Source organism: Collinsella sp. AM42-18AC (genome assembly GCF_003467965.1).
In the GTDB taxonomy this organism is placed as follows: domain Bacteria; phylum Actinomycetota; class Coriobacteriia; order Coriobacteriales; family Coriobacteriaceae; genus Collinsella.
This window is the reverse complement of the sequence record NZ_QSFY01000001.1, coordinates 249,122-262,198: the sequence shown is the minus strand read 5'-3', so window position 1 is coordinate 262,198 and position 13,077 is coordinate 249,122. Positions and strand designations below refer to the sequence as shown.

General features: G+C 60.7%; 9 protein-coding genes. 4 read left to right on the top strand and 5 right to left on the bottom strand.

Annotation, left to right across the window (positions count from 1 at the left end):
- Nucleotides 1-21 precede the first annotated feature (21 nt).
- Genes DW913_RS01060 through DW913_RS01040 form a run of 5 tightly spaced genes read right to left on the bottom strand, consistent with a single transcriptional unit; the run spans nucleotide 22 to nucleotide 7,988 of the window.
- Nucleotides 22-2,892, bottom strand: coding sequence for an FtsW/RodA/SpoVE family cell cycle protein (locus DW913_RS01060; protein ID WP_117797273.1), 2,871 nt, complete (start codon nucleotides 2,890-2,892; stop codon nucleotides 22-24).
- 16 nt (nucleotides 2,893-2,908) lie between these two features.
- Entirely contained in the window at nucleotides 2,909-4,708 is a 1,800-nt protein-coding gene (locus tag DW913_RS01055; protein ID WP_117797271.1) for a Stp1/IreP family PP2C-type Ser/Thr phosphatase, read from the bottom strand.
- Entirely contained in the window at nucleotides 4,705-5,121 is a 417-nt protein-coding gene (locus DW913_RS01050; protein ID WP_006235180.1) for an FHA domain-containing protein, read from the bottom strand. The genes DW913_RS01055 and DW913_RS01050 overlap by 4 nt, the downstream gene beginning before the upstream one ends.
- Before the next feature lie 6 nt (nucleotides 5,122-5,127).
- Nucleotides 5,128-6,138 (bottom strand): FhaA domain-containing protein, encoded by a 1,011-nt coding sequence (locus DW913_RS01045; RefSeq protein WP_070097545.1) that lies wholly within the window; start codon nucleotides 6,136-6,138, stop codon nucleotides 5,128-5,130.
- The gene (locus tag DW913_RS01040; RefSeq protein WP_117797269.1) at nucleotides 6,135-7,988 is read right to left on the bottom strand and encodes a serine/threonine-protein kinase; all 1,854 of its coding nucleotides are present in this window, start codon (nucleotides 7,986-7,988) and stop codon (nucleotides 6,135-6,137) included. The genes DW913_RS01045 and DW913_RS01040 overlap by 4 nt, the downstream gene beginning before the upstream one ends.
- 437 nt (nucleotides 7,989-8,425) lie before the next feature.
- Between DW913_RS01040 and DW913_RS01035 the strand changes: the two genes are divergently transcribed.
- From DW913_RS01035 to DW913_RS01020, 4 genes are all read left to right on the top strand, one after another.
- Entirely contained in the window at nucleotides 8,426-10,564 is a 2,139-nt protein-coding gene (locus tag DW913_RS01035) for a LuxR C-terminal-related transcriptional regulator (RefSeq protein ID WP_158566166.1), read from the top strand.
- Nucleotides 10,565-10,743: 179 nt separating this feature from the next.
- A complete protein-coding gene (locus DW913_RS01030; RefSeq protein WP_128620769.1) occupies nucleotides 10,744-11,598 on the top strand; it encodes a hypothetical protein in 855 nt (284 codons plus the stop codon).
- A gap of 38 nt (nucleotides 11,599-11,636) precedes the next feature.
- Entirely contained in the window at nucleotides 11,637-12,434 is a 798-nt protein-coding gene (locus DW913_RS01025) for a hypothetical protein (RefSeq protein ID WP_147349620.1), read from the top strand.
- Nucleotides 12,431-13,075, top strand: a complete 645-nt coding sequence (locus tag DW913_RS01020; RefSeq protein ID WP_117797262.1) for an ATP-binding cassette domain-containing protein — start codon at nucleotides 12,431-12,433, stop codon at nucleotides 13,073-13,075. Before DW913_RS01025 ends, DW913_RS01020 begins: the two co-directional genes overlap by 4 nt.
- Nucleotides 13,076-13,077: the final 2 nt, after the last annotated feature.

The window sequence follows — 13,077 nt, the reverse complement described above, 5'->3', positions numbered from 1 at the left end:
TGTCCGATTCAATCATGGGCATCACGCTCCCTGTGCGGCGAGCGCCGCGGTCAGGACGATGCCGGCAATCTTGGCCGCCTTGACGTCGTGTTTGTCGTAATCCTCCAAGGCCACCGAGATGGCGACCGTGGGTGAATCGTAAGGTGCAAAGCCAACGAACATCGAGTTGACGTTGGTGCCGCCGGTCTCGGCCGAGCCGGTCTTGCCGGCGACCTTGACGCCGGGGACCTGGGCATCGGTGCCGGTACCGGACTGGACGACGGCGAGCATGGCCTGCTTGACCTGGTCGGCCGTGGCGGAGCTGACGGCCTGACCCAGCGAGCGGGACTGCGTGGTCTTGACCACAGTTCCGTCCGGGGCGAGTACCTGGGCTACAAAGTACGGGTCCATGACCACGCCACTGTTAGCGATGGCGGCGGCAATCACGGCGTTTTGCATGACGGTGGTCTGCGGGCCGGGCGTGTGGTCCATGCCGACAGGCTGGCCGGCGCCGGCCCAAGCGGTCTCCCACTCGGTCATGAGCGACGGGTCTGCCATGATGGAGGCCGCGGAGGTCAGGTCCTGGCCGAGCTTTTGGCCGTAGCCAAAGGCGTTGGCAAACTGCACGAGCGTGTTTGCGCCAACTTCGTTTGCCACCTGGCCAAAGACGACGTTGGAGGACACGGCAAAGGCCTGCTGCAGGCTGATGGTGCCGTAGCTCTCGTTGGCATAGTTGGTGACCGGCGCGTTGCCGATGTCCATGGAGCCGGGCGCCTGGTAGGTGCTGGTAAGGCTGGCGGTGCCGGTCTCGAGTGCCGCGGAAAGCGTAACGACCTTAAACGTGGAGCCCGGCGTGTACAGCGCGTCCATGGCGCGATTGTACATGGAGCCGTCCTCGCCGCCGCCCGCCTGCAGCAGGGCGTCGATGTTGGTGTTGTCATAGGTGGGCGAGCTGGCGCATGCGAGCACCGCACCGGTACGCGGGTCGATGACCACTACAGCGCCCTTAAAGCCCTTGAGCGCCTGCTCGGCCGCCGTCTGGATACGCGAGTCGATGGTGAGCTTGGCGGTGTTGCCCGGCTGGGTCTGGCCCGCGAGCGACGCGATGGCGTTGTTCCAGCTGGAGTAATCCTTAGAGCCGGTGAGCGTGTCGTTCATGACGCTCTCGATGGCGGTGGTGCCATACTGCTGGCTCACGTAGCCAACTACGTGCGCTGCCAGGTTGCCGTTGGGGTAGGAGCGTACGTAGGTGCCGTCCTCCTGCTGCAGCGACTCGGCCAGCGTCACGCCGTCGGACGTGATGATAGAACCGCGCTGGATGTACTTGGAGCGGGCGATAGTGTGGTTGTTGGTCGGCATATCCTGATAGTCCTTGGCCTTGATGACCTGGACATAGGTGAGGTTGCCGATAAGGATGGCGAACAGCGCCGTAAAGGCGAGCACCGCACGGGTTAGACGGTTGGCGAGCGCAACGCGGCCGAGCACACCGGATTCAGGCGTGTCGAGCAGGCGACGGCGCATGCGCGAGCCGACGGAATGGCTGCCGCTGCCGTAGGAAGACGAGGTGGCAAAGCGCGTGCCCGTCGGGGCGGCGGCGGATGCGACCTGATCATCGGTGATGGCGGTCATGGTGCCGGTGCCAGTAAGCTCGGCCTCGCGTCCGGTCGCTTCGTCACCGGCGCGCAGCAGGAGCGCGACGATGATAAAGCTTGCCAGCAGTGAGGAACCGCCCTGGCTCATAAAGGGCAGGGTGACGCCGGTCAGCGGGATCAGGCGGGTAACGCCGCCCACGATCAAGAAGGCCTGGAAGCTGATGGCGGCCGTAAGGCCCGTGGCGCTAAAGGCGGCGAGGTCGGATTTAGCGCGGGCAGCCGTGGTGAGGCCACGCACGGCAAAGAGCATAAACAGGATGAGCACGGCGCCGCCGCCCAAAAGGCCCATCTCCTCGCCGATGGCAGAGAAGATAAAGTCGGACTCGACGACAGGGATGTTGTTGGCCATGCCGTTGCCGATGCCAACACCGACCAGACCGCCATCGGCAAGCGAGAAGAGCGACTGGACGATCTGGTAGCCCTGGCCCTGGGCGTCCTTAAACGGATCGACCCAAACCTGGAAACGCACCTGAACGTGCGACAGGAACTTGTAGGCGCCCACGGCTCCAACGGCTAAGAGCGCAAGGCCGATAACGACATACGAAAAGCGCCCCGTGGCAACGTAGAGCATCAGCAAGAAGATGGTGTAGAACAGCACGGCCGAACCCAGGTCGCGTTCGAAGACGACGACGAGCAGGCACACACCCCACACGGCAAACAGCGGCAGCAGCAGTCGCAGGCGAGGGATCTTAAAGCCCAGGATCTTGCGGTTGGAGATGGAGAGCAGCTCGCGGTTCTCGGCCAGGTACCCGGCCAGGAACAGCACGATAAAGACTTTGGCGAACTCGCCGGGCTGGATGGTAAAGCCCGCGATGCGAATCCACAGCTTGGAGCCCGAGATCGTGGTGCCGATAAAGATAGGCAGCATCAGCAGAATGATGCCGATAATGCCAAAGGTGTACTTGTAGCGCATGACTACGTCGAGGTTCTTAACCAACGCGAGCGTTCCCACCATCAGGGCCACCGAGACAAACAGGATGATGAGCTGTGAGATCGCGAGAGCGGGTGCGAGACGCGTCACGAACGTGATACCGATGCCCGAAAGCACAAAGACAATGGGCAGGATGGCGGGGTCGGCACCGGGCGCCAAGATGCGCACGGCAATGTGGGCCGCAGCAAAGGCGGCAAAGAGGCCGATCGGTACGGCGAGCGTCTCAAAGGAGATGGCAGCGCCCGCGGTGAGCACGTACATCGCATACAGCAGGATGACGGGGAACGCCGAGGCGATGAGCAAGAGCAGCTCGGTGTTGCGGCGACTCATAAGCGGCACTCCCTTTCTAATTCTTATCGGAGGCTTCGGCCTCGGCGGACTGTTCGGCGGTTTTCTCGGAATCTGATTCGGAGGTCGATCCCTGATTGGTGTTGTCGCGAATCGTTTGCGCGTCGATCACCTGGCGGGTCTGCTCTTCATCGATCTGGTGGCGGTACTTGGATATCGTGTCCTGCGCATCGTCGACACTTGTTTGCGGAATGCCCGCCTTGAGGCGGTTTTGCGTGTCTTCGGGCAGGTCGGACAGCTTAATGCTGGTTTCGCTTTCGAGCCAGTGGAGCTTGAGTCCGAGCGGCTTGCCGGGCAGGCCGCGCCAGACGGCGACATTGCCCTGGTAGGTACCCAGGTAGTACGAGCCGGTGACACCCGTGTAGGCCCAGATGCCAGCTGCCAGCACAAAGACGAGGGCCAGGATGGCGGCGATAGTAATGTTGCGGCGACGCACGCGTTGCGCCTCGCGCATAACGCCATCGTCAACCAGGTCAACGACTACTACGGTCACGTTGTCGTGGCCGCCGGCGGCAAGCGCCGCGTCCACTAGGTTGTCGACGCAGATTTGCGCGGTTGAGGACTGCGTGGCGATGTTCTCGATATCGCTATCGGGAATCATGCTCGAAAGGCCGTCGGAGCACAGGATCAGGCGGTCGCCTTCCTCGATATGCAGAGTGAAGTGGTCGGCATACATGGCGGGGTCCGAGCCCAGCGCACGGGTGATGACCGAGCGGTTTGGGTGGACGCGAGCCTCGTCTGCCGTAATCTCACCGGCGTCCACGAGCTCCTCCACGTAGGAGTGGTCGCGGGTCACGCGGATGAGCGTGCCCTCGTGGAGCAGGTAGGCGCGAGAGTCACCCACGTGGGCGATGGCGAGCGTGTCGTTTTCGATATAGGCGCAAGTGGCTGTGCAGCCCATGCCGGGCTTGCCCAGGCCGTTCAGGGCCGCCTCGATTACGGCGGCGTTGGCTGCCTCGACGGCTGCGGCCAGGCGTGCTGCGTCGGCGGACTGCGGGGCCGTCTTGGCAATAGTCTCGACGGCAATGGAAGAGGCTACCTCGCCGGCGGCGTGACCGCCCATGCCGTCGCATACGCAAAAGAGCGGCGACTGCACCAGGTAGGAATCCTCATTGTGCGGGCGTACGCAGCCAACGTCAGAGCGGGCGCCCCACATGAGTTGCGTGGTGGTGCCGGCATCATAGGTCGAGTCGGTCTCGATGCGCTCCTCGGTCAGGGGCTCAAAGCTCATGGTCGAGCCGGGGTCTTTGAGCTTGGTCTCAACGGCGGCAACGTCGATCTCGGCTGTGTCACCGGGAGAGACGGTGTCGGTCTCGGCGTTTGATTCGGAATCGCCGGTGTCCGGGGAGCCGGGCTCCTCGGGCGCGCGGGCGGTCGACTCGTCGTCTTGCGGGCTGACGTCTATAGGCTCGGGCGCCGGCGTAGACGCGGGCGCAACCTCGGATGCCGGGGCTATGGGAAACGCCGGCGCGGCGGGTTCGGGTGCCGCAAACACCGCAGCGCTCTCGTTGATTGCCGCGGCGACGGGCTCTGCAAAGTGAGCCGGCGCCGGGGTTGCTTCGGGCGCTGTGGGCTGTTCCGCAGCATGTGCGCCGATGGGCGCCGCTACGGCATCCTCTTCGTCCTCGTTATCGGCGAGATCCGAAATATCATGCGTTACATGCGAAAGAGGCAGGGAGAACACGGTGTCCTCGGGCTCCACGGGCGCGGAGCCCGCCGGAGCGGCGTGGGCCGGCGCAGCTGTGGCGGCGGCCGGTGCCTCGGTCATAGTTGCGGACTTGTTCTCCTCGTCGATCATCGACGGTTCACCTTCATGACCACGTCGCCAATCTGGACTTCGTCGCCCTCACGCAGCGTCGCGGGCTCCACGAGCTGGCGGCCGTTGACGAGCGTGCCGTTAAGCGAGTTGAGGTCCTCGATGATGAGCGCCGGGCCCTGCAGCGAAAAGCGCGCATGCGAGGCCGAGACGAACGGTTCGTTGATGCAGATGTCCGAAGATGGCGAGCGACCGACGATGACGGGGCCGAGCATGTCTACGTGGATGCCGCGGATACCGCGCGGGCCCTTGTCCACATCGATCGTCCAGATAGCCGAGTCGCGGCGCTGCCCGCGCACGAGTCCCACGCCGGTCTTCATGACGGCGAACAGGAAGATATAGAGCAGGGCGACCAAGACGATGCGGCCTGCAAAAAGGACGATATCGATGTTCATAAGCGACTATCCCCTAAATTCAAAGGTACTCAGGCCAAACGTCAGCAGATCGCCGTTGCGCAGCGGGCAGCGCGTAATGCGGCGGTTGTTGACGAGCGTGCCGTTGGTGGAATTGAGGTCCTCGATCGACCAATCCGAGCCCGTAAAGGTGAGCTGGGCGTGGCGGCGCGACACGTTGGGGTCGCGCAGGGCAATGTCGGAAACTGAGCGCTCGCGACCGATGGTTACCTGTGCGGAGGTGATGCTATGGCTCTCGCCGCTCACGACGTCGACGAGCTGGGCGAGCGGGCGCTGCGGGGCGCGAGTGCTTGCCATGTTGGAGGCGATGCCGGCTGCGGCGCCTAGGCCCACGGCGGCACCGGTCGCGGCGGCTCCGCCCATGCCGGCAAGCGCGTCGCGCGAGACGGTCTGCGGCACCGGGATAGGAGCGGCGGGGTCGGGGACGCTAGGCGCGAAGGGATCTGCTACGGCAAGCGGGTCGGGAGCGGCGGCGCGAGGCGTCGGCTGCTGCTGGGGCATGGCGGCGGGGCGCTGCTGCTGCGGGGCAGCAAACTGCTGCTGGCCGGCGCGCGGGGCGCTGGCGGCACGGCTTGCCGCGGAGTTGTTCTGGCCCAGGCCGTTTTGATAGGCGCGCTCTTCTTCGTACAGGCGGCCGAGCGTGGGGGCATCGACGTTCTCGGCAAAGACCGAGAACTTGCCGGCGCGCAGCTGCGGATCGATCATAAAGCGCACAAGGGGCTCGCCGACAAAGACATAGCGGCGCTTTTCGGCCTGCGCTTTCACAAACTCGCGGACCTCGCGCGAAAGCTCGGGGTAGAACGGGGCGAGCATGGGGTCGTCGTCGGCGGCGATCAGGATGGTATAGAGTGCCGGCGCCGTGTTGACGCCGTTGATCACCAGAGTCTGATCCTCCATGTCGCGAGCGGCCTGCTTGGCAAGCTTCTTAAAGGAGAACGGGGCACGGGTGGCACCGAAGATGCCGGCCACGTGGTCCTCGAAGATGTTCAGGAAGTTCACGAAAGATCACTCTCCGTATAGGTTCTTTGGTATCCGAGCAAATATAGGCATATCCCAACGATTATAGAGGATAGGGTTCCCGCAACCGCCGCCTTGGCGACGACCGCGGCTGCAAGGCTGGCAATTTCCATATGGTGTGCAAGACAGGACGCCGCTGCGCAGCCGATGCCGGTGACAGCGATGGCGGCGATTGCGGCAAGGTTTGAGCCCTGATCGGCACGCTTGGCACGGGCATTGAGCAGCGCGGATGACGCTGCGGCAGTTGCCGCAACCAGCACAAAGGCAGCCCAAAGGAGCGGGTCTCCCAGCGCTGCGGCAACGTTACCGAGCCCCAGCACGCCTCCGGCTGAAAGCGCGACCGTGGCCAGACGGGCAAAAAGCGCGCCCATGCCCGTTGCCGCGGCGGCGCTTGCCGGGCCGAGCCAAAATGACGCGACGCCGGCGGCGACCCCAGCTGCCAGGAAGGTATTGCCGGTCAGACAGCCAAGCGCGAGTGCACAGGTGAGCGCGGCGCTCGCGGCAGCCTCGGTGCGACCCCAGGCGATCCACCAACCGGACATGGCGGCGGCAAAGATCACCGCGACGGGCAACATCGACAGGATGCCCTGTGCCTGCATGGTGGCGTTTGCCATGAGCACCAAAAAGCCCACAGCCGAGATGGCCGAGCCAATCTGGGGGGCCAGGCCGGCCGCCGCTCCGATCGCGATAGCCGCAATGACCAGGCCGGGAAGCGCCGCAACCCCAGCCGTTTGCATCAGCAAAAAGCTAAAGGTGCCGCACGCTAGCGCCGAGATAGCGCGCATGGTGTAGTCGCGCGCATGGCTCCAGCGCGTGCCCGCCCAGCCGAGTGCGGGGTCGACCTCGATGGCGTCGTCCTCGTAGTACGACGGCTCGATATCGTCGAGCTCCTGCTCGTCATCCGAAAGTTCGCCAACCATTTGCTCCAGGCTGCGACGGCCTTCGCGCACGCTGCCCAGACCGGCAAGGAGCTGGTCGCAAAATGCCTCGATGCTGTTGGGGCGGTCCTGCGGCATGGGGGAGAGCGCGCTCATGAGCGCGGCCTCGGCTCCCGGGGGAAAGTGTGGTATCAGCTCGCTGGGATAGGTGGCGCCGCCGATGATGCGGCCGAGCGAGTCGGCGGGCGTGGCCGCCATAAAGGGAGCGCTGCCGCACAGGCCCTCGTAGATCACACAGGCGAGGGCAAAGACATCGGCGCGCTCGTCGACCGTGCCGGTCTCGATATCGAGCTGCTCGGGCGGCATGTAGCCGATGGTGCCGCCGCGTGAGCCGCCAAAGCCACCGGCAGACGACAGTCGCGCCATGCCAAAGTCGGTGAGCTTTACATTGCCCGAGTGGTCGATGAGCACGTTGGCGGGCTTAATGTCCAGGTGGAGTACGCCATTACTGTGGGCGAAGGTGAGCGCCTGGCCCAGGGCATCGGCAATGGCCGCGGCCTCGTCAAAGGTAAGTGAGTGGCCGTCCGCGCGGTGCAAAAACTCGGCCAGCGACATGCCATCGACATATTCCATAACCAGGTAGGCATAGGCTGTGTCGTGCGTAAAGTCGATGACCTGCACGATGTTGGGATGTTGAAGCATGGCGGCAGTGTGCGCCTCGCGCAGGACATCCATGATGTCGCTAGCGGGCATGCCGGCACCGTTGATAAGGGGGATGCGTTTAATGGCGACGCGGCGGCGCAGGTGCGTGTCGCGGCAGATCTCGATGGAGCCAAAACCGCCGGTCGCAAGTGTCTCGAGCGGCTGGTACCGCTTGAGCAGCTCGCGAGAGCTGGTGCCCTCCAAAGGAACGTCCGGCGAGAACCGGGCGGTATGTTGCGAGAAAAGCGGCATGGCCAACCCTCGTGCGTTTAAAGTTCGTTTGCGAGCGGCGGGCGTGGAGCCGAGCCGTTCGCGGTGGCATAGATGCTGCTAGTGTAGCACGCTCGGGCAGATGGCGAGGAAACGGGGATGAGGTGGTCCGATCGATTCGGGCCGTTTCGGCTCGTTCGGAAAGCGCACCCCAGTTTTCAGCCAAATAATGGGATGCGCCTTCCAAATGGGGTGGGCTGCGGAAACTGCATCCCAGAATATTGCCCTGGAACGGGACGCGCTTTCCGAACCGGCGTCCAAAAGGAAACCGCATCCCGCTTTGATGTGGGGACTGCGAACAAAAGCCGGACCGTGATCTGGCGCGGATTGGAGTTCGCCTGAATCATTGATGCTGGCTGGTGTGAGAACAGAGATAAACGAGCGGCTCGAGCGATATAATGACACGCTATGGAGGCCATATGCTTTTTTCCCGCCGTTCTGCTACATCTGCCTGCACCATTGCGCTTGTCGTAATGGCGGCCACCCCTTATCACCGGTTTTCATCTTCAATCGGCCTGGCATCAGGTGCAATGACCTGGCTCGTTATCCTGGGCGCAAGCCTCGCGGCGTTTGTTCATGGTGCTGCGCTATGCAAGGGGGGAGAAATGAGACGGCCGAGGCATCTCGGTGCCATCGGTGTTTTCCTTGGTGTTATTGCAACGGTTCCCGAATGGGCCGACCTGGCTTTCTATGCTCGCGGAGACTCTATTCCAATCGTGTTTGCACCGATTTGGTTGTTACATGGCGTTTCGTGTGTCTCGTGCTTTGTTGGGTCGCTGCTTCTCTCATATGTTATTTGGGGCACGGCGGACTCTCCTTTGACGCAGAGGTCGACACGGACTGACGAAAGGGAAACTCGTCACCCGCAGGACGCGATTTTTACAGAAACAATAGCCGTCATGTCTTGCCTGCTGTTTTGCTGTCGAGTTTCATGGAGAGTCGTTCCCGAGCCATGGGGGATGCCCCCTGTAACGGCCGCGTCAATTGGCCTTGCGCTTTTAATTCCGTTGGTCTATCTCGCATTGACTGTGGCCCCGCCGTTTTGCCGCCCTCGTGCCTTTGGCCATGGGCGGCGCGACGTGTTTGCCTGTTCTGTGCTCGTAGCAGTTCCTATTGGTCTTATTCCGGCTGTTGAGGCGGCATACTTCGCAAGCGATGCCGTGGTCATTGCATTGCTGGCGATGGGGTCCGTTATCGCTGCTGCCTTCGTATGCATGTTGCTAAGGGGGAAACGGGACAACAATTCGGATATCGCCTGTGCGTCCGACACATTCGATGCGGGGGTGTTTTCCCCTGCCCTGTCGCCTAGAGAAGAGCAGTTTGTTCGACTGCTGCTCAAAGGGAAAACGCCGGCGGAAATTGCCAAGGAGACGGATACGAAGCCATCGACGGTGAGAACAACGCTTCACCGAGCATACGGGAAGGCGTCGGTTGCGGGCTCACGCGAGCTCGTGGCGCTGTTTGCGGGTGAGGGCGATACTGTAGGGCATGAGCTACCGCAGCGGCATGCTGACGATATAGTGGCATCAGCTCGAACGCGCCGGCTGTTTCGATACCTGCTCACATTATTCTTTATCCTCCTTGCGGCGGGGCCCTTGGTAATGGCGGATAGCGATTGGGGGTCCGGTGTTTCGCGGGCTGTCGCCTTTTCCCTCTTAAGCTACGCATTGGGTCTCGGACTGCTTCTGTCGCTACGCTACGCGGGTGGAAAAGCGAATCGTGGCGCTGCGCTGGATAGAGCGGGTGAAGCGATTTGGCTCGGAAGCCCGTACGTATGGGCGGTGCTATCTGCTGTGGAATGGTCTTTTATCTATATCGCGGCATTGATGTGCATACGCGTTCCGTTGATGGCTGTGCCGGTCCTGTTTTGCGGCGTGGCGTCTACGGCTTCGCTCGCTGTTGGGCTGCGTCCGTTTAAGGTGCATGCCCATGCTCGGGCTATCGTGCCGTTGGTGTCAATGGGCATGGTTGCCTTAATCTATGCGGTCGCTAGGGGGCGAATCCATGGACTTGCGGTGCTGACGGGGGTGCTGCTCACATATATAGTGATGCGAAGCTGTCCGCAGCGCAAAATGCTTGGGATATGGATGCTTTGCTTCGGGGCGACGGCTCCTGTTTGGGCTGTCTTGCTCAATATGGTGCAGGATCTGACGGTTTTCGAGCCGTTGTTCCTCGCGTCGTTGTTGGGGCAAAGTTCGGCTGTCAATGTCGTCGTGGCAACGGTGATTGTTTGCTGGTCTGTGCCCATGTTCGTTACGCACATCGCGCTCGCCCGCTCGGTTGAGGACGAGAAGGCCGTCTTGGAGTACCGGGCGAACGGGTCCACCGAAACGGCCCGCGTGCGCCAGCTGGCTCTGCTTACGTCGCGCTCCCTTTCCGATGTTCAGTCGCAAATCTTGCTGATGACGGCAGAGGGCGCAACGACAAAGGCTATTGCGGAGGACGTCGGTTACGCTGCATCTACGGTGCAAGCACTGCGGTCTGCATCTTACCGCCAGTTGAGGATCAAGAATAAAGCGGAGCTTGTTTCATTGTTATCGCAGGTAGATAACGTGTAAACGCCTGAGCGATTAACTCAATAGCGGGTGTTTACAGACATCATTCTCTATTCATGCAAAGGTTGCCGTGCGCCGACGCATCATTAACCGCTTGTGATTAGGGCCGGGTCGAGCGTTGCTGCTCGGCCTGGCCAATAGGAGGGTGATGTCGCTTGAATGGAAATCTATTACGGCACGAGTTGTCCAAGATATTTGGCAATCCTATATTTGCGTTGACCCTTATGGTTGCAACTGCAATTTCGATGGCGGCTGCCATTGAGGCATGGTGGACGCTCGAGACTGAGCGCAAGCAGCTGTTATCGCTTGGCTATGGCGTTGGTTTGCAAGCCCAGGCATACCTCGGCCAAACGCGTGAAAGTAGCTTTGGTAACTGGATCGTTGTGAGTGCAAATGCACCGCTATCGGCATCAGTGTTTTTCTATGCGCTGCCGTTGCTTGCCATGCTGGCCGGGTCGTGGTCATGCCTGTCCGAGCGTTTGGGCGGTTACGAGGCGCAGATCTGCACACGTGTTTCTAGAAATGCATACGTGAACGTGAAGATGCTGTCTGCTTTCCTCTCTGCGTTTGCGGTCACGGCTATTCCGCTACTCGTGAACTTCCTGATTGTCTCAATGCTGTTTCCCGCGTATCTCCCCCGGGTCGACGAATCGACTTACGTCGGGCTCTATCTGCATAGCTATTTTTCTGGCCTGTTTTATTCCCGGCCTCTGTTGTACGTGCTGGTTTATACACTGTTCGATGCGGTGACGCTGGGGGCTCTATCCATGGCCGTGACCGGTCTGTCGGTTGTGTTTCGCAGCAGAATCAAGGCGATGGTCGTTCCATATCTGATTATGGTTGCATGGCACTTTGTTAACGACTGGATTTTTAGCGTCCTTTCATGCGTCGGCTTTAACTGCAACATTCTTAACAGCATCAGGTCGGAATCACTAAATAACTGGCCCGACATTCGAGCAGGGTTTGCAGAAATCATTTTGCTGTTCGTCTTTTCTTTGATTTTCGCGAGATTCTTAAAAAGACGCGAGGTGGTCTGATGCTGTTTAGGCTGGTCGCCGCGGACCTGAGGACCGTTTTGAAGAAGAACATCATCACTTTTATTGCAATTGCGGCAGTGACCGTTGCGAACTTGGTGTACGCCTACGGATTGTCTTCTGTGTATGGGGTTAGAACGGATACCTTGGGGTTTGCGGATAATCTTGCGCTCGTGTTTGCCGGATCTGCTCCGTTTGAGCCTAGGCCCGGGGTCATGTTTGTGCCTCCGCTAGGATGGCTATTTCTCATTCTGCTTATTCTCTATACAACACTCGACTATCCGACCGAATCGTTGCACGGGTTTGGTTTGCAAGCGCTTGTTCGATGCCGGGCAAGAACCCTTTGGTGGGTCTCGCGTTTTATCTTGGTGGCGGCAGTAACGGCATTTTCACTGCTCGTGGTGGTTTGCTCTGTTGTGATTTGGAGCTTGGTGGTGAGCTCCTCGTTCAGCGCGGTCATTCATGGTGAGTCGCTTCAGCTGGCTAATTTGGCGCCGTGGTTTCTCAAAGCTGCCGAGGCGGATGCGCTGCCGTTTTTCGTAGGACTCTTTTTTGCTTTCGAGGCGCTTGCGTTTGCGCAGGCAGTGATTGGCTTTGTACTTGGGCCGTCGGTCTCGTTTGTGGTTTTAACGAGCTACCTGATCTGCTCGGCATATGCGCGACATTGGGCGCTATTGGGTAACGCCTTGATGCTGTTGCGCTGGGGCGGAATTGTCAAAGAGGGAATCGCGGCGGGCTCGAGTGGCTTGTTTTCAATTGTGATTATGTCGTTATGCCTATCGTTGGGTGGACTGTGGTTTCGAAGGGCCGACCTTATAGAAAAGGGGGACAAGATATGAGCGTGATCGTTAGGGACGTATCGAAGCGCATGGGCAAAAACGATGTTCTGCGCAACGTGTCCATCGAGGTTGACCCTGGGACTGTGGTCGGGCTTCAGGGGATAAACGGTTCGGGTAAGACCATGCTCATGCGAGCGGTTTGCGGGTTGATCAAGCCTACCGAAGGCGAAATCTCTATCGATGGCCAAAGGCTTGGGGCGGACATCTCGTTCCCGCCGAGTCTGGGGATGTTGATCGAGGCGCCTTCCTTTTTGGGATATCTGTCTGGCTACGACAATCTGAAGCTCATCGCTCAGATCAAGGGCGTTGCCACCCCCGAGGACATTCGCTCTGCCCTGCGGCTCGTGGGGCTCGATGCAGACGAAAAAAAGAAGTTCCGAGCATACTCGCTTGGGATGAAGCAGCGTCTGGGGATAGCTGCGGCAATTATGGAGAAGCCGAAGCTGCTTGTTCTCGATGAGCCAACGAATGCCCTCGACGAAGCGGGCGTTGAAATGCTCAAGCGCGTTGTGGCGATGGCGGCATCAACGGGTCGTGAGGTCCTTCTGTCCAGCCATGACGGAGAGGTGCTCGAGGAACTGGCCGATCGGGTTTACTGCATGCGCGACGGTGCCGTTGTGAAAGTTCGGGAAAGGTCGTGAGC